Origin of the sequence: Achromobacter sp. NPDC008082 (assembly GCF_042957345.1) — a bacterium.
GTDB lineage: Bacteria > Pseudomonadota > Gammaproteobacteria > Burkholderiales > Burkholderiaceae_B > Achromobacter > Achromobacter kerstersii_A.
This window is the reverse complement of the sequence record NZ_JBIBIB010000002.1, coordinates 245,836-267,044: the sequence shown is the minus strand read 5'-3', so window position 1 is coordinate 267,044 and position 21,209 is coordinate 245,836. Positions and strand designations below refer to the sequence as shown.

Annotated in this window: 18 protein-coding genes; 11 read left to right on the top strand and 7 right to left on the bottom strand. The window is 66.1% G+C overall.

From position 1 onward, the window contains the following. Positions 1–5: 5 nt before the first annotated feature. The 6 genes from ACFZAI_RS08245 (at position 6) to ruvA (ending at position 5,490) form a co-directional block, all read left to right on the top strand. Positions 6–1,175 carry a UbiH/UbiF/VisC/COQ6 family ubiquinone biosynthesis hydroxylase gene (locus ACFZAI_RS08245; protein ID WP_391566470.1) on the top strand — a complete coding sequence of 390 codons (1,170 nt, stop codon included), beginning with the start codon at positions 6–8 and terminating at the stop codon, positions 1,173–1,175. 67 nt (positions 1,176–1,242) lie between these two features. Then, positions 1,243–2,268: a tRNA dihydrouridine synthase DusB gene (dusB, locus tag ACFZAI_RS08240; protein WP_054424745.1), complete on the top strand. Its 1,026-nt coding sequence runs from the start codon at positions 1,243–1,245 to the stop codon at positions 2,266–2,268. 36 nt (positions 2,269–2,304) lie between these two features. Next, positions 2,305–2,544 (top strand): helix-turn-helix domain-containing protein, encoded by a 240-nt coding sequence (locus ACFZAI_RS08235; RefSeq protein WP_006217670.1) that lies wholly within the window; start codon positions 2,305–2,307, stop codon positions 2,542–2,544. A gap of 103 nt (positions 2,545–2,647) precedes the next feature. Then, positions 2,648–4,237 carry a bifunctional phosphoribosylaminoimidazolecarboxamide formyltransferase/IMP cyclohydrolase gene (purH, locus tag ACFZAI_RS08230; protein ID WP_391566469.1) on the top strand — a complete coding sequence of 530 codons (1,590 nt, stop codon included), beginning with the start codon at positions 2,648–2,650 and terminating at the stop codon, positions 4,235–4,237. Beyond that, complete coding sequence (ruvC, locus tag ACFZAI_RS08225) at positions 4,237–4,785, top strand: crossover junction endodeoxyribonuclease RuvC (protein ID WP_391566468.1); 549 nt, start codon at positions 4,237–4,239, stop codon at positions 4,783–4,785. The genes purH and ruvC overlap by 1 nt, the downstream gene beginning before the upstream one ends. Positions 4,786–4,917: 132 nt before the next feature. Beyond that, positions 4,918–5,490 carry a Holliday junction branch migration protein RuvA gene (ruvA, locus tag ACFZAI_RS08220; protein WP_391566467.1) on the top strand — a complete coding sequence of 191 codons (573 nt, stop codon included), beginning with the start codon at positions 4,918–4,920 and terminating at the stop codon, positions 5,488–5,490. Between the two features lie 26 nt (positions 5,491–5,516). On the opposite strand, the gene ACFZAI_RS08215 is transcribed toward ruvA, so the two are convergent. The 5 genes from ACFZAI_RS08215 to ACFZAI_RS08195 all read right to left on the bottom strand — a co-directional run bounded on the left by ACFZAI_RS08215 (position 5,517) and on the right by ACFZAI_RS08195 (position 11,121). Further along, positions 5,517–6,425 carry a complex I NDUFA9 subunit family protein gene (locus tag ACFZAI_RS08215; RefSeq protein WP_391566466.1) on the bottom strand — a complete coding sequence of 303 codons (909 nt, stop codon included), beginning with the start codon at positions 6,423–6,425 and terminating at the stop codon, positions 5,517–5,519. Positions 6,426–6,542: 117 nt separating this feature from the next. Further along, positions 6,543–7,508: a threo-3-hydroxy-L-aspartate ammonia-lyase gene (locus ACFZAI_RS08210; protein WP_391566465.1), complete on the bottom strand. Its 966-nt coding sequence runs from the start codon at positions 7,506–7,508 to the stop codon at positions 6,543–6,545. 139 nt (positions 7,509–7,647) lie between these two features. Then, on the bottom strand, positions 7,648–8,721 hold the full coding sequence (ruvB, locus tag ACFZAI_RS08205) for a Holliday junction branch migration DNA helicase RuvB (protein ID WP_391566464.1): 1,074 nt from the start codon (positions 8,719–8,721) through the stop codon (positions 7,648–7,650). 121 nt (positions 8,722–8,842) lie between these two features. Then, a complete protein-coding gene (locus ACFZAI_RS08200) occupies positions 8,843–10,420 on the bottom strand; it encodes a sensor histidine kinase (protein WP_391566463.1) in 1,578 nt (525 codons plus the stop codon). Further along, on the bottom strand, positions 10,420–11,121 hold the full coding sequence (locus ACFZAI_RS08195) for a response regulator (protein WP_054424747.1): 702 nt from the start codon (positions 11,119–11,121) through the stop codon (positions 10,420–10,422). Before ACFZAI_RS08195 ends, ACFZAI_RS08200 begins: the two co-directional genes overlap by 1 nt. A gap of 250 nt (positions 11,122–11,371) precedes the next feature. Between ACFZAI_RS08195 and ACFZAI_RS08190 the strand changes: the two genes are divergently transcribed. Together ACFZAI_RS08190 and recQ are read left to right on the top strand one after the other, a co-directional pair. Continuing rightward, positions 11,372–12,835, top strand: a complete 1,464-nt coding sequence (locus ACFZAI_RS08190) for a fimbrial protein (RefSeq protein ID WP_391566462.1) — start codon at positions 11,372–11,374, stop codon at positions 12,833–12,835. A 179-nt stretch (positions 12,836–13,014) separates the two neighbouring features. Beyond that, entirely contained in the window at positions 13,015–14,844 is a 1,830-nt protein-coding gene (recQ, locus tag ACFZAI_RS08185; RefSeq protein ID WP_391566461.1) for a DNA helicase RecQ, read from the top strand. Positions 14,845–14,930: 86 nt separating this feature from the next. Here recQ and ACFZAI_RS08180 read toward each other — a convergent pair whose 3' ends face one another. Next, complete coding sequence (locus tag ACFZAI_RS08180; RefSeq protein WP_391566460.1) at positions 14,931–15,986, bottom strand: cytochrome d ubiquinol oxidase subunit II; 1,056 nt, start codon at positions 15,984–15,986, stop codon at positions 14,931–14,933. Next, positions 15,983–17,326 carry a cytochrome ubiquinol oxidase subunit I gene (locus ACFZAI_RS08175; RefSeq protein ID WP_391566459.1) on the bottom strand — a complete coding sequence of 448 codons (1,344 nt, stop codon included), beginning with the start codon at positions 17,324–17,326 and terminating at the stop codon, positions 15,983–15,985. Before ACFZAI_RS08175 ends, ACFZAI_RS08180 begins: the two co-directional genes overlap by 4 nt. A 136-nt stretch (positions 17,327–17,462) precedes the next feature. Here ACFZAI_RS08175 and ACFZAI_RS08170 point away from each other — a divergent pair, with 136 nt between their 5' ends. The 3 genes from ACFZAI_RS08170 to minD all read left to right on the top strand — a co-directional run bounded on the left by ACFZAI_RS08170 (position 17,463) and on the right by minD (position 21,209). Then, positions 17,463–19,232 carry a glutamine--tRNA ligase/YqeY domain fusion protein gene (locus ACFZAI_RS08170; RefSeq protein ID WP_391566458.1) on the top strand — a complete coding sequence of 590 codons (1,770 nt, stop codon included), beginning with the start codon at positions 17,463–17,465 and terminating at the stop codon, positions 19,230–19,232. 163 nt (positions 19,233–19,395) lie between these two features. Further along, positions 19,396–20,283, top strand: a complete 888-nt coding sequence (minC, locus tag ACFZAI_RS08165) for a septum site-determining protein MinC (RefSeq protein ID WP_391566457.1) — start codon at positions 19,396–19,398, stop codon at positions 20,281–20,283. A gap of 110 nt (positions 20,284–20,393) precedes the next feature. Beyond that, positions 20,394–21,209 (top strand): septum site-determining protein MinD, encoded by an 816-nt coding sequence (gene minD / locus ACFZAI_RS08160; RefSeq protein ID WP_054424590.1) that lies wholly within the window; start codon positions 20,394–20,396, stop codon positions 21,207–21,209.

Below are 21,209 nucleotides of genomic sequence, written 5' to 3'. Positions count from 1 at the left end.
CCGCCATGACTGCATCCGCCTTCGACATTGCGATTCTTGGCGCCGGCCCCGTGGGCCGCGTGCTGGCCCTGATGCTGGCGCGCGTGGCGCCGGACCCGGCCCGCATCGCCCTGCTGGCTGGCGCCGCGCCGGCCCCGGCCGCGCCCGCTGCGGCGGCGCCTGCCGCCGACCCCCGCGTGCTGGCCATGAACCATGGCAGCCGCGTGCTGCTGGAATCCTTGCATGCCTGGCCGGATCGTTCCGCCGACATTCGCAACATCCACGTATCGCAACGCGGACGGCTGGGCCGCACCGTCATCCAAAACACCGATTTCAACGTGCCGCAGCTGGGCAGCGTGGTGGCCTATGCCGGCCTGCACGCCAAGCTGGACGAATGCGTGGCCGCCTGTGGGGTCACCGTGCTGTCCGGCCCCGCCGCTCAGGTTGAACGCCAGGACGCCGACGGCGTGCGCATTGTGCAAGGCGACCACACGCTGTTGTGCCAAGTCGCCGTGCAGTCCGACGGCGCAGGCGCCACCGACGTGCGCCGCGATTACGACCAACACGCGGTGTTGACCACCGCGCACGCCACCTTGCCGCGCCGCGGCTGGGCGTGGGAACGTTTCACGTCTGAAGGCCCGCTGGCCTTGCTGCCGCATCCGCAAACGCCTGACGCGTACTCGGTGGTGTGGTGCAGCGCGCCCGATCGCGCCGCGGAATTGGCGGCGCTGGACAACGCCGCCTTCTCGAAGGCGCTGTCGGACGCGTTTGGCGACCGGCTGGGCCGGCTGTCCAGCCAGGCGCCGCGTCACGTCTTCCCCTTGGCGCTGGCCGCTCGCCGCGCCCAAGTGCAAGGCCGCGTCGCCGCCATCGGCAATGCCGCGCAAACCCTGCACCCGGTCGCGGGCCAGGGCCTGAACCTGGGGCTGCGCGACGCCGCCCAACTGGCGCAGACGCTTGCCGGCTGGCTGGCGCAACCCGGCACCAGCCCCACTCTGCTGCTGGCCGACTTTGCCCAGGCGCGTCAATTCGACCGCGTCATCACCGCCGGCCTGACCGATTTGATGCCCCGGGTGTTCGCCACCGGCTTGGCCCCGGTCGAGCACGCCTGTGGCCTGGCCTTATTGGGGATGGATCTGGCATCCCCCTTGCGCGCCCCGCTGGCGCAACATCTGCTGCAAGGCTTTCGCGCCTGACGCGCTTGTTACCAAGCTGTCGGCCCCTGAAAAAGGGGGGGCTGATCGAGCCGGTTAAAATGTGACCATGCGCATAGGCCAATGGACCCTTCCCAACAACGTGCTTGTCGCTCCCATGGCGGGAGTGACGGACCGTCCGTTCCGACAACTTTGCAAGAAGTTGGGGGCGGGTTACGCCGTCTCCGAGATGGCGGCCAGCAACCCCAAGCTGTGGGATAGCGTCAAAACGTCCCGCCGCCTGAACCACGATGGTGAAATCGCCCCCATTTCCGTGCAGATTGCGGGCGCCGACCCGGCCATGATGGCCGAAGCGGCCGTTTTCAACGCCGGCAAGGGCGCGCGCATCATCGACATCAACATGGGTTGCCCCGTGAAGAAGGTCTGTAACGTGGCCTCGGGGTCCGCGCTGCTGCGCCACGAAGACCTGATCGTCCGCATCCTGGACGCCGTCGTGTCGGCCTGCGCCCCGCTGGGGGTGCCGGTCACCTTGAAGACGCGCACAGGCTGGGACCGCGATAGCCGCAACGCCCTGCGCGTAGCGAAACTGGCCGAAAATGCCGGCATCGCCGCCCTGACCTTGCACGGCCGCACCCGCGCCGACCTCTATACGGGCGAGGCGGAATATGACACTATCCGCGCCGTCAAGGCCGAGCTGAATATCCCCGTGATCGCAAACGGAGATATCGACTCGCCTGAAAAAGCCAAGCACGTCCTGGATTACACTGGCGCCGACGCGGTCATGATTGGCCGGGCGGCCCAAGGCCGTCCCTGGATTTTCCGCGAAGTCGACCACTACCTGCGCACGGGCGAAACACTGGCCCCTCCCTCTTATGGGGAAATGCGCGAGCTGCTGCTTGAACATCTCGACGACCATTACCGGTTCTATGGCGAGCACACCGGCGTACGTACGGCGCGCAAGCATATTGGCTGGTATCTGGACGGCCTGCCGGGCGCGGATTCGTTCTGCGCCCGCATGAACCTGATCGACAATACCCGCGACCAGTGGCGGGCGGTGTCGGATTGGTTCGACACCCTCTCGCGCGACGGCGAGACCCACCCGGCGCCGGTCGCAGAAGCCCTGCTGGCGGCATAACCGCCTCAACACCAACATAAAAATATCTGTACTCAAATGAGCAAGAAAGATGTCCTGGAAGAATGCGTGCGCGCCAGTCTGGAGCGCTATTTCGAAGACTTGGGTGAATCCGAGCCCCACGATATGTGGGACATGGTGATGCGCTGTGTCGAGCGCCCGGTGCTTGAAGTGGCGCTGGAGCGTTCGGGCGGCAACCAGTCGCGGGCATCTGAAATGCTGGGCATCACTCGCAACACCCTGCGCAAGAAGTTGCTGGCGCACAATATCCAGGTATAGCTTTCCCGCGTGGCCAGCCCCTGCCGGGTGCTGGCCGCCCCTTCGCAGATTTCCCATCCCGACCTGAACGAGAAAGGCGCACCGCCCGACTCCCGTCCCCACCATGAAAATCGAAACCGCCCTGCTTTCGGTGTCCGACAAGACCGGCATCGTTGAATTTGCCCGCGCCCTGGCTGCGCGTGGCGTGCGCCTGCTGTCGACCGGCGGCACCGCCAAGCTGCTGGCCGACTCCGGCCTGACCGTCACCGAAGTGGCCGCCCACACGGGTTCGCCGGAAATTCTGGATGGCCGCGTCAAGACGCTGCACCCCAAGATTCACGGCGGCCTGCTGGCCCGCCGCGACAGCGCCGAGCACATGGACACCATCAAGGCGGCGGGTATCGATCGCATCGACATGCTGGTGGTCAACCTGTATCCGTTCCGCGAAACCGTCGCCAAGCCGAATTGCACGTTCGCTGACGCCGTTGAGAACATCGACATCGGTGGCCCGGCCATGCTGCGCGCCGCCGCCAAGAACCATGGCACCGAAGCCGGTGGCGTGACGGTGGTGATCGACCCGGTCGACTATTCGCGCGTGCTGTCCGAAATGGACAAGAACGGCAGCACCTCGTACGGCCTGCGCCTGGCGCTGGCCTCGAAGGTCTACGCCCACACGGCCGCGTACGACGGCGCCATCGCCGCCTACCTGACCAGCCTGACCGACGCCGAGCCGGCGCAGGAAGCCGTGCCCGCCCGCAACGAATGGCCCGGCACGCTGACCTTGCAGGTCAAGCAGGAACAGGCGCTGCGCTACGGCGAGAACCCCCACCAGACCGCTGCGTTCTACGTGGACGCCCAGCGTCCGGCCGGCCTGCTGGGCAACTACCGCCAGCTGCAAGGCAAGGAACTGTCCTACAACAACATCGCCGACGCCGACGCCGCATGGGAATGCGCGCGCAGCTTCGACGTGCCGGCCTGCGTCATCGTCAAGCATGCCAACCCCTGCGGCGTGGCCGTGGCGGCTGACACGCTGGGCGCGTACCAGCAAGCCTTCAAGACCGACCCGACTTCCGCTTTCGGCGGCATCATCGCCTTCAACCGCCCGGTTGACGCTGCTATCGCCGAAGCCGTCAGCGGCCAGTTCATGGAAGTGCTGCTGGCCCCGGCCTATGACGGCGCCGCGCTGGCCATTCTGGCAGCGAAGAAAAACGTGCGCGTGCTGGAAGTGCCGATGGGCGTAGGCCAGAACGCCCTGGACATCAAGCGCGTGGGCGGCGGCTGGCTGGTGCAAAGCCCGGACGCCTACAACGTGCCGCGCGATGCGCTCAAGGTGGTCAGCAAGCGCCAGCCCACCGAACAGGAAATGAACGATCTGGCATTTGCCTGGAAGGTCGCCAAGTACGTCAAGTCCAACGCCATCGTGTTTGTAGGCGGCGGCATGACGCTGGGCGTGGGCGCCGGCCAGATGAGCCGTATCGACTCGGCGCGCATCGCATCGATCAAGGCCGAAAACGCTGGCCTGACCCTGAAGGGTTCGGCCGTGGCGTCGGACGCGTTCTTCCCGTTCCGCGACGGCCTGGACGTGGTGGTGGCGGCAGGCGCAACCTGCGTGATCCAGCCCGGTGGCAGCATGCGTGACGACGAAGTCATCGCCGCGGCCGACGAGCACGGCATCGCCATGGTACTGACCGGCACCCGCCACTTCCGCCACTGATGCGCGTTCTCGGCATCGATCCCGGCTTGCGCCGCACCGGCTTCGGTGTGATCGATGCCGACGGCTCCCGGCTGCGTTACGTGGCCAGCGGGACCATCGTGGTCCCGCCGGCGCTGACGCTGGCCGAACGCCTGAAAGTCATCCTGGACAATCTGCGCCAGGTGGCGCACGACACCAAACCCGATGTCGCCGCGCTTGAAATCGTCTTCCTGAACACCAACCCCGCGTCTACCCTGCTCCTGGGTCAGGCACGCGGCGCGGCGCTGTGCGCGCTGGCCGATAGTTCGCTGGCGGTGCACGAATACACCGCCTTGCAGATCAAGAAAGCCGTGGTGGGCACCGGACGCGCCGCCAAAGAGCAGGTGCAGATGATGGTGCAGCACTTGCTGGCGCTGGATGGCACGCCCGCCCCTGACTCCGCTGACGCCTTGGCCTGCGCCATCTGCCACGCGCACGTCGGCCCGCTGCAAGACAAGCTGGAACGCCTGGGCACGACGCTGCGCATGGGCGGCAAGACGCGCATCCGCAACGGGCGCTTGATCGGCTGATCGCGCGGCGCGCAATCGGCCTGCGACGCGCTGCGTCATCCCCGCCCGATCCACGCGCGCCGTTCGCGCGTATAGAATGCCCGCATTCGCCGCGCATTCTGCGGCCTCATTTTTTACCAGGCCATCATCACCATGATCGGACGCATCACCGGAACCCTGATCGAAAAACTGCCGCCCACCATTTGCGTGGACGTAGGCGGTCTGGGTTACGACATCGACGTGCCCATGAGCACGCTGTATTCACTGCCGGAAACCGGCGCGCGCGTCACGCTGTACACGCACCTGACGGTGCGCGAAGACGCGCATATTCTGTATGGCTTCGGCACGGCGGGTGAACGCAGCGCATTTCGCGAACTGATCAAGGTCAGCGGAATTGGCGCCCGCACGGCGCTGTCGGTGCTGTCCGGCCTGTCCGTGGCGGATTTGGCGCAGGCCATTACGTTGCAGGAATCCGGCCGCTTGACCCGCGTGCCGGGCATCGGCAAAAAAACCGCCGAGCGGCTGCTGCTGGAAATGCGCGGCAAGCTGGGCGCGGATATTGGCGCGGCGTCGCATGCCACGCCGGATAACCAGTCGGATATTTTGAACGCGCTGCTGGCGCTGGGGTATTCAGAGAAAGAATCGCTGTCGGCGCTGAAGACGCTGCCTGAAGGCGTGGGCGTGTCCGATGGGATCAAGCAGGCGCTGAAGGCGCTGGTGCGCTGACCAGGGGCGGGGCGCGCTTCGCCCCGCTACAGGTAGCGGGGGGCGACGGCCTCCAGGCCTGTGGGGACGACGTGCAATTCGGGGGCGATCGGCCCGGCGCAGATGTTGTCGCGGCGCAGGGAATCCAGGTTGTCGCGCGACATCAGCGGGGTGCCTGGCATGGATTCAAACAAGCGCGCCTGCATGCGGCCCACGCCCATCGGCATGTTGATCACCGGGCGGGGATGGCCGCTCCAGGCCGCGCACAGCCGCGCAATCTCGCCCAGCGTGTAGACCTGCGGGCCGCCTAGCTCATAGATTTTTCCGTACGTGTGCGTGTTGCCCAGCGCGGACGCCATCGCGGCGACCACGTCGCCCACATAGACCGGCTGCATGCGCACGTGCGCGCCCGCCAGCGGCAGCACGGGCAGCCAGCGCGCCAGCCTGGCGAACATATTCGTGAAATTATCGTCGGCGCCAAAGATCACCGATGGCCGGAAGATCGTCCAACCGGCGTCGTTGGCGGCCTGGAATTCTTTTTGGATGGCCGCTTCGCCGTCGCCCTTGGAGCGCTGATACATGCTGTCGCCCTGGGAGTCCGCGCCCAGCGCGCTGACGTGCAGCAAGCGGTGCACGCCCTGGCGTACACAGGCTTGGGCAATGCGCTGCGGCAAATGCACGTGCGCGCGCGCAAAGTCCGATCCATACGGCTGGCCCGTATTGCCGTGCAGGATGCCCACCAGATTCACGACCACATCGCAGCCGCGCACCAGCTCGTTCAGCGCGGCATCGTCATGGATGTCGGACTGAATCAGGGTCACGGTGGGAAAGACTTGCAGTTCACTGCCCCGCGCCAACAGGCGGGTGGGCACGATGATCTGGTGCAGGTCGCCGGACAATCGGGCAATCAGATGACGGCCAAGGAAACCGGTGCCGCCGATGACTAGGATACGCATGCCGCAGCCCCCTGTTTGTCAGGATCGAGATTCGATTCTGCCCTGCACGGGCCGCAACCGCAAGCACGGATCGGCGCGGCGGTTTGGCGGCCCGGCGAGCGGGCCGCCCACGGCGCGTCAGGACGCCAGCAACTTGGCGTAAGCCGGAAGGTCGACGTTGCCGCCGCTGATGATGACGCCAACCCGCGCGCCCTGCACCGGCACCACGTTCTGCATGACCGCAGCCGCCGCCAGGCAGCCCGTGGGTTCCACCACCATCTTCATGCGTTCGGCGAAGAACTTCATCGTGGTGACCAATTGCGCATCCGTCACGGTGACAATATCGCGCACATGTTTCTGGATGAGCGGGAAGGTCAGATTGCCCAGGTGCGTGGTGGCCGCGCCATCAGCCAGCGTCTTGGGCGCCGGGATTCGGACGATTTCACCCTTGCGCAAAGACTGCTGGCCATCGTTGCCAGCTTCGGGCTCAACGCCGTAGACCAGGCAGCGCGGGCTGAGCGCAAACGCCGACAAGGCCGAACCCGACAACAGGCCGCCGCCGCCCAGGCAGACAAACAGGTAGTCCAGCTCGCCCACTTCTTCGAACAATTCCTTGGCCGCCGTGCCTTGGCCGGTGATCACGTCTTCGTGGTCGTAAGGCGGAATCAGCGTGGCGCCCGTTTCGGCCTGGATGCGCAGGGCGATCTGTTCGCGGTCTTCGGTATAGCGGTCATAGGTGACGATCTTGCCGCCGTAGCCTTCCGTTGCCGCGCGCTTGGCCGCGGGGGCGTCCAGCGGCATGATGATCGTGGCCTGCACGCCTTGCAGCTTGGAAGCCAGCGCGATGGCCTGCGCGTGATTGCCCGACGAGAACGTCACAACGCCTGCGGCGCGCTGTTCAGGCGTCAAGCGCGCGATGGCGTTGAAGCCGCCGCGGAACTTGAAGGCGCCCATGCGCTGGAAGTTTTCGCACTTGAAGAAGATGGACGCGCCGCTGATGGCGTCGGCGGTCGTCGAGGTCAGGACGGGCGTGCGGTGGGCATGGCCGGCCAGGCGCTCGCTGGCGCGGACGACATCATCATAGGTAGGCAATTCGGGCAGCATGGAATCCGGTCCTTTGATCGCGGGAATGTCGAAACCCTCGGATCATAAACCCGTCGCGCGGAATGTGCGTCGCGCGCCATGCGCAGTACGGAATGCGCGCCGTGCCAATCGCGCGCCAAATCCATGGCGCGCCGTGCGCCTACTTGCCGAAAAGATCACCGCTGCCGCTGGCCACGCCAGCAGGCGGCGTCAGGCCCAGATGGCGCCATGTGGTCAACGTGGCCGTGCGGCCGCGCGGCGTGCGTTGCAGATAGCCGTGCTGGATCAGGTACGGTTCGATGACGTCTTCGATCGTGTCGCGTTCTTCGCCGATGGCGGCGGCCAGGCTGTCCACGCCCACCGGCCCGCCGTCGAACTTGTGGATGATGGCTTCAAGTAGCTTGCGGTCCATCAGGTCCAAGCCTTGCGGGTCCACTTCCAGCATGGCCAGCGCGCGGCCGGCAACGTCCGCATCGATGGTGCCGCTGGCCTTGACCTCGGCATAGTCGCGCACGCGGCGCAGCAGGCGGTTGGCGATACGGGGCGTGCCACGGGCGCGGCGCGCCACTTCGGCTGCGCCGTCAGGCGTGATGCCCGCGTTGAGCAGGCCCGCGCTGCGCGTCACGATGTGGCCAAGGTCGGTGGCGTTGTAGAACTCCAGCCGCGACACAATGCCGAAGCGGTCGCGCAGCGGATTGGTCAGCATGCCCGCGCGCGTGGTGGCGCCCACCAGCGTGAACGGTTGCAGGTCCAGCTTCACGCTGCGCGCGGCCGGGCCTTCGCCGATCAGGATGTCGATCTGAAAATCCTCGAGCGCCGGGTAGAGAATTTCCTCGACCACGGGCGACAGGCGATGGATTTCATCGATGAACAGGACGTCGTTCTTTTCCAGGTTGGTCAGCAGCGCGGCCAAGTCGCCCGGACGCTCCAGCACCGGGCCGGACGTCTGGCGCAATTGCACGCCCATTTCATGCGCAATGATGTGGGCCAGCGTGGTCTTGCCCAGCCCCGGCGGGCCGAACAGCAGCACGTGGTCCAGGGCCTCGCCGCGCTTGCGGGCGGCGGCGATGAAGATCTCGAGCTGTTCGCGCGCGCGCTGCTGGCCCACGTATTCCTGAAGCGCCTTCGGGCGCAAGGCGCGTTCGATCGATTCCTCGTTGGGCGACACCGGTTGAGGCGCCACGATACGGGGCGCGTCGGGACGGGAGGAAAGGGAATCGGACTGAATGGCCATGGTGCGGAAACGACAAGGGAAGAAGCAGGATGCATCGTACCGTATGGCGGCGTCCGCCAGGGGCCAACTGATGGGGACGCGCCGCGGCCGGCAAGGGGGGGCTGCCTGCCCCCCTCTTTCCTTAAACCGTTTCTGACGACAGCGGCAGCTTCACCCGCACGCACAAACCGCCGGATTCCGCCTGAAGCAGTTCCAGCGAACCGCCGTGCGCGCGGGCGATGGCTTCGGCCAATGCCAGGCCCAGGCCCACGCTGCCCGTGCGCGTGCGCGCGTCGTCCAGCCGGCTGAAGGGCCGCAGCGCTTCCTGGCGGCGATCCGGCACGATGCCGGGGCCATGATCCGCCACGTCCAGCACCGCGTAGCGGTCTTCGCGGCGCAAGTGGACGTCCACCGGCGGCGCGCCGTGGTTCAGCGCATTGCCGATCAGGTTGTCCAGCAAGCGGCCCAGCGCCACGGCGTCGGCCTGCACAACCAAGGGCGCGTCGTCGTCCACCGTTTTCAGATGGATATCCGTGCCGGCGCCCTGCCAAGCGCCCACGCGTTCGGTCAGCCAGTCGGACAGCACCATCGACGCGTAACGGTACGCGGCGGGGTCGGTGCCGCGTACGAAGCCGATGAACTGGTCGACCATGTGCTGCATGTCTTGCAGATCGGTGCGCAGACCTTCCTTCAGCTTGGAATCGTCGGCAAGTTCAATGCGCAGCCACATGCGCGACAGCGGCCCCTTCAAGTCGTGCGGCAGGCCCGACAACAGCGTACGCCGCACGGAATCGGATTCCGCCAGCGCGTCCAGCATCGCGTTGAACCGCACGCCCAGCGCGCGGGTTTCATGCGGGCCCGAGGGCTCCACGCGCTGCGGCTGTCCGGCAGCCAGGCGGTCGGCCGCATCGGCCAGCCGGGTGATGGGGCGCGTGATATGCCACGAAAAACCCACGGCCAGCAGCAGCAACAAACCCAGCCCGCCCAGCCAGGCGGCGATGAACGGGGTCGCCACAGGCGGGTCCAGGCGGTCAAGCGGAATGACCAGCCATTCGCGCAGGCGCGGCACGTCTTCGCTGGCGGAGTTGGGCGCCAGTGAAATGAAGATCTCGGGGGCGGGGCCGCGTGACAGCGCCACGCGGGTGCCATCGTTCAGCCGCTCGTTCAGCAGTTGCACCAGCACACGCAGATCACGGCGGATGTCGTCGGGCTCGGGCTTGTAGCGGCGCATGCGTTCTTCGTGCGCGGCGCGGTCCGCATCGCGTTGCTCGGCCACGCGCGTGTCGTCCCGCCCGTTATCGTCGTCATGCTCTTCGCCGCGGACTTCGGGCGGCGGCGGCATGCCGCCTGGGCGGGCGTCAGAGGGAGGCGGCGGGGGCGGACGGGGGGCGGAACGCGGCGGGGGCGGCGGACGGCGGCCGTTGAAGCGCTGCAACTTGGCTTCAGCCGGCAACACGCGCGACCACAGCCGCCATTGGTTCTGCGACGCGGTGCGCACGAATTCGGCGCGGTCTTCGGCAGGCACCTCGGACAAGGCGGCACGCAGCGTGCGGATCGTGGTGACGATATAGCCTATGGCCACGTCTTCCATGAACTTGTGCCGGAAGTACGACACCGTCACCAGCGTGGCCGCCTGGGTCAGCAGCACCGACCCAAGGATCAGCAGGATCAGGCGCGCCCGCAGCGAACGCGGCACCAGAAAACCAGGGGAAAAACGCATCAGGGCGAGAACCGGTAACCAATGCCCCAGACGGTCTGAATCCAGCGCGGTTGCTTGGGGTCGTCTTCGATGACGCGGCGCAGGCGCAGGATGGCGATGTCGATGGCGCGGTCATTGCGTTCACCGGCGTCGTCATCGCGGGCCAACGCCAGCAGGCGTTCGCGCGATAACGGCTTGCCGGCGTTGCGCACCAGGGCTTCCAGCAGATTGATTTCGCCGCCGGTCAGTTTGACCACCGTGCCTTCGCGCGACAGTTGGCGGGTGGAAGGGTCGAACAGGAAAGGGCCGAACGTGACGGGCGCGTCTTTCGTCAGCGCGGACGGGCCGCGCTTGCGGCGCAGCACGGCCTCAATGCGGGCCAGCAGTTCACGCGGGTCGAAGGGCTTGCCGACGTAGTCGTCGGCACCGGCTTCCAGGCCGATGATGCGGTCTACCGCTTCATCGCGGGCGGTGAGCAGAATGACGGGGATGTCTTCGCCCTGCTCGCGCAGGCGGCGGCAGGCATCGGCGCCATCGCCGCCCGGCAGCATGCGGTCAAGCACGAGCAGATCGGGCGCGTAGCGGGTAATGCGCGATGACAAATCGGTGGCGTCCGGCGCCAGCAGGGTGTCGTAGCCGTGCCGGTTCAGGTAGTCGGCTAGCAGTTGGCGCAGGGCCGGGTCGTCGTCGACGACCAGCAGCTTGGTGTGGGGATTGTCCATGGATGCCATAGTGCGGCGCGGCGCGTTCCGCCGCAAGGGGCAAGAAATCAACTGAAATACACCTGTTGCACGATGTACGGCGGGTTTTCCAAGCCGTTGCGGCGCACGTGCAGTTCGCCTTGGACTGGCCCTAAAATAGCCGCTGGCCTTGCCGCTCGTCCGGTTTACTAAAAATCATTTACAGCTACGGCAACGCCCCCTATTTACACTGGTCCGTATGGTCGCCCCTGCAAAGTGGCGCAGACGGTGGTTGCACGCGACGCTGACGGCGGGTTTGACTTGCCCGTTGGCCGCAGCGCTTGCCGACACCCCCTATGCGCCCCCCTATTCCGAATCCACGCCCGCTGGCGATGCTGCCGCTGGCGGTATGCCCGATGCCGGTACGCCCGCTGCCGGTATGCCCGCCGCGGGTAGACCGGTGTTGGTCGCGCGCGGCATTGGGGTGCTGTCTCCGGTGCAACCCATCCCCGTGCGCCCCGCGCCGTCGATTGACGCGCGTGCCGTGCCGTTGGACCCCGCCCCCTGCGATTTGATGGTGGCGGAACCGGCCATGGACACCTCGGTGCAAGGCGCCGGGAACAGCCGCGACGCCGATCCGATTCCCGGGCTGGGGCCGAGCCTGAATGGGGCCGCCGAGGTCGGGGCCGCCGAGGTCCGGGCCACGGAGGTCGGGGCCGCCCAGGTTGGGGCTGGCCAGAGCGACGCCACGGCTAGCGGTTCCACCGAATCCTCGCCACTAGGTTGTGAACTGACCGCGTCAGCGCCCGCTACCGCGCCGGCATCCGAGGACACCCCGCCGGATTATGACTTTGCGCTGGACACGGGCGACATCCCCCGCATCCCCGTCGTGGTGATTTCGGGCGTCTCGCGCCCTTCGCGCCCCTGGTTCTCATCCGTCAGCGGGCAAGATGGCCTGCGCTATGCGGGCGACCGCAATTGGGTCTACCGCAACACCACCGGCCCGTCGGTGACGGTGGGCAACATCAACGCCAATGCGCCCGTCTGGGGCAGCAGCGCGCCGGTGGGCGGCTTGCAGATCGCGAACTGGGCGGGGTCCAGCGCGACCGTGCCCGAGGGCAGCTTCGGCTACTCGTCGTCGGTCGGCAAGCTGAACCGCATGGACCCCACCGCCAGCTCGGGGGCGGTGGACTATGGGGCCTCGGTTGGCACCGGCAGCGTGCGCTATGGCCTGACCCCCGCCCTGACCGTTGAAGGCCAGATGCAAAGCGCCCCGTCCCTGACCACCCGCGGCATGGGCACCACCTATGCGGCGGGCGAATACGGCACGTTCCAGGCCGGCGCCACGCAAAGCTCGTTTGACGCGTCCAATGCCTGGCGCTACCGCATCGGCTACAGCGTGGACGTGGCCGACACGGTGAACCTGGGCTACACCAACGAGCAGATCGGCGCGGGCTTTGGCGACCTGTCGACGTATTCGGGCGGCGTGGCCTCGGCCCCGCAGTCGCGCAATACCTTGTCGGCCGGTGTGCCGATCACCGGATGGGGCACGTTCAGCGGCACGTACTCGGGGCTGCATGAAGGGTCCACGCTGGCCGAGCAGCGCGTGGGCCTGTCGCACAGCATGTTCGTGGCGCCGAAGGTAAGGCTGGCCGTCGGGGCCGACCGCGACATCATTTCGGGCAACTACGAGTGGCGCGCCAACCTGAGCATGCCCGTGGATACGTTCATGCGCGGAACGTGGCTGAGCTGGTAAGGATTGCGGCAGCGCCGGCACGCCCGGGATCGCGAATGCCCAACCGCTGGCGCACCCCGGATCGCGAATGCCCCGCCGCCGGTTCACCGGACCGCCACCCGGACGGAAATATCCCTGCAAAAATGACGGCCGGGAATTGCGGCTTAAAATCCCTGCCATGATGCTTCCGGCCTACCCCCATGTCTGACGCGCGCGCCCTCGGCGTATTGCAGCGCGTTTTCGGTTACGAATCCTTCCGCGGCGACCAGCAAGCCATTGTCGAACAAGTGATCGACGGCGGTGACGCGCTGGTCCTGATGCCCACGGGCGGAGGGAAATCGCTCTGTTATCAGATCCCGTCACTGGTGCGCGAAGGCACCGGTATCGTCGTGTCGCCGCTGATCGCGCTGATGCAGGATCAGGTCGATGCGCTGACCGAACTTGGCGTGCGCGCCGCGTTCCTGAACTCCACGCAAGAGTGGCGCGTGGCCCGCGACGTCGAACAGGCGTTTCTGGCGGGCGAGCTCGACTTGCTGTACGTCGCCCCCGAACGCCTGTTGACCGACCGCTGCCTGCAACTGCTTGAACGCGGCCGCATCGCGCTGTTCGCCATCGACGAAGCGCACTGCGTTTCGCAATGGGGGCACGATTTCCGGCCGGAATACCTGGGCCTGTCGATGCTGCACGAGCGCTGGCCGGACGTGCCGCGCATTGCGCTCACGGCCACGGCCACGGCCGATACGCGCGCCGAGATCGCGCAGCGCCTGCAACTGGACGACGCCCGCCATTTCGTTTCCAGCTTTGACCGGCCCAACATCCGCTACCGCATCATCGAAAAGAACGAGGTGCGCAAGCAGTTGCTGGACATGATCCGCACCGAACACGACGGCGAGTCCGGCGTGGTGTATGGCTTGTCGCGGGCGCGGGTGGAAGAAACCGCCGAGTTCCTGTGCAACCAGGGCATCGACGCGATGCCCTACCACGCCGGGCTCAGCCCGCAGGTGCGCGCGGCCAACCAGGCCCGCTTCCTGCGCGAAGACGGCGTGGTCATGGTGGCCACCATTGCCTTCGGCATGGGCATCGACAAGCCCGATGTACGCTTCGTGGCGCACATCGATCTGCCCAAGTCCGTCGAAGGCTACTACCAGGAAACCGGCCGTGCCGGCCGCGATGGCCTGCCCGCGACCGCATGGCTCGCCTATGGCCTGCAAGACGTGGTGCAACAGCGCCGCATGATCGACGAATCCCCTGGCGACGAATCCTACCGCCGTCGGCTGGGCCAGCAATTGGACGCCATGCTGGGCCTGTGCGAAACCGTGGAATGCCGGCGCGTGCGGCTGCTGGCCTACTTCGGCCAGCAGATCACCGCCTGCGGCAACTGCGACGTCTGCCTGGAACCGCCGCAAGCGTGGGACGGAACCGTCGCCGCGCAAAAGGTGTTATCCGCCGTTTATCGCTTGTGGAAAGAACGCGGCCAGCGTTACGGCGCCGGCCACATCATCGACATCCTGCGTGGCAAGGTCACCGACCGCACCAAGCAGCACGGCCATGAAACGCTTAGCGTGTTTGGCGTGGGCGAAGACCTGAGCGACACCGCCTGGCGCGGCGTGCTGCGCCAACTGCTGGCGCAGGGCCTGCTGACGGTGGACAACGAAGGGTTCGGCACGCTGGCGCTGACAGAAGGCAGCCGCGCCGTGTTGAAGGGTGAACGCCAGCTGATGCTGCGGCGCGAATCCGAAAAGAAAACCCGCTCAGGCAAGACCAGCAGCGGCCGCCCCAAGGCCGCGGCCATCGACCTGCCGGCCGAACTGCAACCCGTATTCGAAGCGTTGCGCGCATGGCGCGGCGAAGTCGCCAAGAGCCACGGCGTGCCGGCGTATGTCATCTTCCATGACGCCACGTTGCGCGAAATCGCCCTGGCTCAGCCCGACTCGATGGATGCGCTCAGCCACATCAGCGGCGTCGGCGCGCGCAAGCTCGAAGCCTACGGCGAAGAAATCCTGCAACGCGTGGCCAAACCGGTGTTGTAAGTGGGGCGGCAGCACACGCCGCCCGGCCGTGGAAAACGGCGGGTGAACGCGCGCACCCCATCCCGCAGCGCTTGCGGCGCCCCAGATCAATACGACGGGGGCGGCAGCAGCGGCACCGGGCCGCGTTCCTTGCCGAAGACCGAGCGGTAGGCCAGGATGTTGAACACCAGCACCACCGGTATCCCCACGACCGCGCCGGCCATGACCAGGCGCATTGAACCCAGCGCGCCCGCGCCATCCCAAAGCGTCATGTCGTCCAGGATCAGGTACGGGAACAGGCTGTACGCCAGCCCGCTTAGCATCAGCAGGAACAAGGCCACGCACAGCACGAACGGCAGCCAGCTGAAGCGGTCGGCCTTGCCGGGCAGACGCGCCAGCAGCATTTCCGCGGCCACGTAGCCCGCCAGCATCAGCACCCAGACCGTGGCGGCCAGGCTCAGGTGGGCGATGTTGCTCCACTTGTAGAAGATGCCCGCATTGGCCAGGCCCAGCGTGACGGCAATCGACACCATGCCCACGGCCGTCCAGCGAATGGCGTGGCGCGCCCAGTTAGCGGCGCGGCGTTGAAGGTCGCCGTCCACGCGCATGACAAGCCACGACGCGCCCAGCAACACATAGGCCGCCACGGCGCATAGCCCGACGAACATCGCGAACCAGCCGTAGCCGGCGTCAGATTGATACCCGGTCGCGATGCGGCCCAGCAGCATGCCCTGGCCGAAAGCGGTGATGATCGACCCTGCCCAGAACCCGAAGATCCAGCGCGGTTTGCTTTCATTGCGGGCGCGGATGCGGAATTCAAACGACACGCTGCGCAGCACCACGCCCAGCACCATGAAGGTCAGCGGCCCGTACAGCTTGCCCAGCACGGCGCCCCACGCGAAGGGAAAGGCCGACGCAAAAAGACCCATGCCCAGCAGCAGCCAGAATTCATTGGCGTCGCGCCACGGGCTTAACAGCGACATCATGCGGCCGCGCTCGTGCTCTGGCGCCAATTGCAGCAGGATGCCCACGCCCAGGTCGAAGCCGTCGAGCACCATGCCGGCGGCAATCACCACGAACAGCAAGCCCATGAAGGCCAGCGGCATCCAGAAGGAAGGGTCTTCGGGGCTCAGCCCCTGCGATGCGGCAAGCATGGCGATCATGGCGTACCTCCGCCCAGTTTGCGCACCGGCACAACGCCGTAGCGCGCGGCATGGAACAACATGCCCGCGAAGGCGGCCAGCAACAAGGCATACAGCAGGCCATAGCCCAGCAGCCCGTACAGCACGGTGCTGGACGGCATCTGCCCCAGCACTTCAGACTGCGTGATGGTGCCGTTCACGGCGAACGGTTGCAGCCCGATGATGGACACCCACCATCCGGCCACCACGGCAATGCCGCCCGAAAACATCATGGCGCACAGCACGCGCTGCCACCAGACAGGTAGCGTCGACGGGTCCAGCCCGCGGCGGAACGTCATCAAAAAGGTCACGCACGCCACCGCCAGCATCAACAGGCCCAGCCCTACCGCCACCCGCAATGACCAGAAGGTCAGCGCTACCGGTGGCAGCATGCCGGAATACTTGTCCAGGCCCTGGTAGGTGCCGTCCGCATTGCGGTGCAGCCACATGCCGCCGGCGTTGCGGATCGTCAGGTCAGACACGTTGGTATGGGCGCGGGCATCGGGCCAGCCGAACAGCACCAGCTGCGGCTCCGAGCCGCTTTCCCAATAGCCCGCGGCCGCGGCGGCCTTGGCAGGCTGCAACTTGGCCACCATCTGCCCCGCGCCGGTCGCCACCGGCACTTGCAAGAAGGCGGCCACCACCGCAATCACCAGCGCGGTCTTGAAGGTATTGCGTTCGCCATCACCCAGCGGGCGGCGCAGCGCCTGCAAGGCGGTGACGCCCATCATCAGGAACGCGGCGGCCAGCGCCGCGCCCACCACCACCACGGCCATACGCCAGCCCACCGAGGGGTTCAGCACCACGGCTACCCAGTCATAGACCTGGTAGCGGCCATCGACAAGAATCGCGCCGTCGGGCGTTTGCATCCAGGATTGCAGGGCCAGCACCCAGAACACCGCCACCAACTGGCCCACGGCCACCATCAGCACCGCCAACGTGTGCGCGAAGTCAGACACGCGGCGCTGGCCGAACAGCATGACGCCCAGGAAACACGACTTCAAGATGAAGACGGACAGGATGCCGTAACCCAGCAAGGGGCCGGCGACGTTACCGATCTTGTCCATAAGGCCGGCCCACAGGCTGCCGATCTGAATCAGCACGGGCACGCTGGCCGCCAGGGTCAGCACGAAAGCCAGGGCGAAAATTCGCACCCAGAAGCGGTAAGCGGCGGTCCAGCCACCGCGGCCCGACCACCGGGCGCGCACTTTGAAAAACAGCAGCACCCATGCAAGCGCCAGGGATACGGCCAGGAAAAGCGCCAGAAAGCTCAGGCTGGCCACGAACTGCGCACGGGCCAGGGAAAGGGTGGATATATCCATAATGGGCCGTAGTGTAGAGCCAGTTACAAGACAATGGGGGCAGTTTGAAACCGCTTGAACCGGGTCTAAAAAGGCTCCTGAGGCGGAACGTGGCAAAATTGACGCTTTGTCGCCGCTTTTTCCTATTCTTTCAAGAATGACCTCCGCCACGACGCCGACCCCTGCTGCATCCAATTTCCTGCTTAACATCGTCCAGGACGACCTTGAAGCCAACCGCTTCCAGGGCAAACGCTGGGCGGGCAAGCCTGGCCCGGCCGCCGTGCAGGAACAGGGGGAGCTGGACGCCGCCCGTATCCGCACGCGCTTCCCGCCGGAGCCCAACGGCTACCTGCACATTGGCCACGCCAAGAGCATTTGCGTGAACTTCGGGCTGGCGCGCGATTTCGGCGGTGTGTGTCACCTGCGTTTTGACGACACCAACCCCGAGAAAGAAGACCAGGAATACGTCGACGCCATCATCGAAGCCGTGCGCTGGCTGGGCTTTGACTGGAAGGCCGACAACGGCCAGGAAAACCTGTACTTCGCCAGCGACTACTTCGGCTATATGTACGAGTTCGCCGAAGCCCTGGTCGAAGCCGGCCACGCTTACGTCGATGAGCAAAGCCCCGAAGAAATCCGCGCCAACCGCGGCACGCTGACCGAACCCGGCACCGACTCGCCCTGGCGCAACCGCCCGGCCGCCGAGTCCATCGCCCTGCTGCGTGAAATGCGCGACGGCAAGCATCCGGACGGCAGCCTGGTGCTGCGCGCGAAGATCAACATGGCCTCGCCCAACATCAACCTGCGCGACCCGGTCATGTACCGCGTGCGCCACGCGACGCACCACCGCACGGGCAACCAATGGTGCATCTACCCGATGTACAGCTGGGCCCACCCGGTGGAAGACGCGCTGGAAGGCATCACGCACAGCGTCTGCACGCTGGAATTCGAAGACCAGCGCCCCTTCTACGACTGGATACTCACGCGCCTGGCAGAGCTCGGCAAGCTGGCCCAGCCGCTGCCGCACCAATATGAATTCGCCCGCCTGAATCTAAGCTACGTCGTCACCAGCAAGCGCAAGCTGCTGCAACTGGTGCGCGAAGGCCATGTGGACGGCTGGGACGACCCCCGCATGCCGACCATCTTCGGCCTGCGCCGCCGCGGCTACACGCCGGCCTCGATCCGCCTGTTCTGCGACCGCACCGCTGTGTCCAAGTCCGACTCGCGTATCGACTACAGCCTGCTCGAACAAGCCGTGCGCGACGATCTCGACCCCATCGCCGCCCGCTCGGTGGCCGTGCTGGACCCGATCAAGCTTGTCATCACGAACTATCCGGAAGGCCAGTCGGAAATCTGCACGGCGCCGCGCAATCCGCATGACCCGGAAGCGGGCGTGCGCGAATTCCCGCTGTCGCGCGAGCTCTGGATTGAACGCGACGACTTCCGCGAAGAAGCGCCGAAGAAGTATTTCCGCCTGTTCCCCGGCAACACCGTGCGCCTGAAGTACGGCTACGTCGTGCGCTGCACCGGCTTCACCAAGAACGAAGCCGGCGAAGTGGTCGAGGTGCAAGCGGAATACCTGCCGGAAACCAAAAGCGGCACGCCGGGCGCGGACAGCGTCAAGGTCAAGGGCAACATCACCTGGGTCAGCGCGGCCCACGCGGTGCCGGCCCAGATCCACCTGTACGACCGCCTGTTCGCCGATGCGCGTCCCGATGGCGGCGACAAGGACTTCCTGGCCTGCCTGAACCCGAACTCCAAGCAGACCGTCACCGCCTGGCTCGAACCCGGCACCGTCGCCACGCCGGGCGCGACCTGGCAGTTCGAACGCCTGGGCTACTTCACGGCCGACCTGAAGCAATCCACGCAAGACGCGCCGGTGCTCAACCGCATCGTGACGCTGCGCGACTCGTGGGCGCAAGGCTGACCCGCCACGCGTGCATAACACGGAAAAAGGCGTCTTCGGACGCCTTTTTCTTTCGTCTTCCCCCCTGCGCACCCCACCCCGTAGCGGGTTATCATGCCCGACATCCCGCAGCCGGTTGCGCGCGCCGATTTCCTCGCGCTGCGAACCGCCAGCCACAATCAAGATGAACACTGAATCCCTAGCCCTGGACTTCAAAAGCGCCACCCTGTATGCCATCCGGGTGGTTCTGCACAGCGCAGACCCCGAACGCCTGACCGCCGCGCTGGCCAAGCGCATGGCGGATGCCGGCAGCTTCTTCGAGAACGAACCCGTGGTCATCGATGCCAGCCGCGTCGACGAGAAGATCGATTGGACGGCGCTGGTCGCCGCGCTGCGCGCCCATAACCTGCCCCCGATCGGTGTGGTGGCCGAAGGCGCGAACCTGAAAGCCGCACGCGAGGCCGGCCTGACGCCGGTGGAACTGTCCACCCCCGCCGCCCGCCCCGCCCCCGTCGTAGACACCGCGCCCCCGAACGATGTGTCGACGCCCGTGCCTTCGGTGCCGGCCGCAGCCGTTGAAACCGCGCCCGCGCCCACCGATACATCGGCCGCTGACGGCGCCGCAACCGATACCGCCGCCACGCCGGCCAAGTCCGCATCGGCCGAACCGATGCCTGCTCGCGAAGCCAGCAGCACCACATCCGCGCCCAGCCCCACGCAAGCCGCCCCGCATTCATCGTCGGCGCTGGTCATCACCAAGCCCTTGCGTTCCGGCCAGCGCGTTTACGCGCGCCATACGGACCTTGTTGTGATTGGCATGGTGAGCCAGGGCGCCGAAGTCATCGCCGACGGCAACGTGCACGTGTACGGCCCGCTGCGCGGCAAAGCCATGGCCGGTGCGCGCGGCGACACGTCAGCGCGCATCTTCACCACGCATCTGGATGCCGAGCTGCTGGCCGTGGCCGGCGTGTACCGCGTGGTGGAAGACAAGCTCGACCGGACGCTACAAAATCAGCCGGCCTTGATTCGCCTGGACGGCGATACGTTACGCATCGAAGCGCTGAAACCGTAGAGGGTTTTTGCGCGGCGCCACGAACGTCTCAACACATTCTGTAAGAAGCCTTACACGGGCTTTTTGCTTTACGATAACGCGATTTATTCGAACATAAGGGTTTGATCGTCATGACACGCATTGTTGTGGTGACTTCCGGCAAAGGCGGCGTGGGTAAAACCACGACGAGCGCCAGTTTTTCCGCGGGCCTCGCGATGCGGGGCCACAAGACCGCTGTCATCGACTTCGATGTCGGCCTGCGCAATCTCGACCTCATCATGGGCTGCGAGCGTCGCGTGGTGTACGACTTCGTCAATGTGATCCAGGGCGAAGCCACCCTCAACCAGGCGCTGATCAAGGACAAGCAGCTTGAAAACCTGTTCATCCTGCCCGCCTCGCAAACGCGCGACAAAGACGCGCTGACGCAGGAAGGCGTGGAAAAGGTCATCAACGACCTGAAGGAAATGGGCTTCGAGTACATCGTCTGCGACTCGCCCGCCGGCATCGAAACGGGCGCGCTGATGGCCGCCTACTTCGCCGATGACGCGCTCGTCGTGACGAACCCCGAAGTCTCGTCCGTACGCGATTCGGACCGCATCCTGGGCATCCTGGCGGCCAAGTCCAAGCGCGCCGTTGATGGCGGCGATCCGGTCAAGGAATTCCTGCTGCTCACGCGCTACAACCCGAAGCGCGTGGTCGACGGCGAAATGCTGTCCTTGGGCGACATCGAAGACATCCTGCGCATCAAGCTGATCGGCGTCATCCCCGAATCGGAAGCGGTGCTGCAAGCGTCGAACCAAGGCCTGCCGGCCATCCACCTGAAAGACACGGACGTCTCCGAAGCCTACAAGGACGTCGTGGCCCGTTACCTTGGCGAAGACAAGGCCCTGCGCTTTACCGACTACGAAAAGCCCGGTCTTCTGAAACGCCTGTTCGGAGGCAAGTAA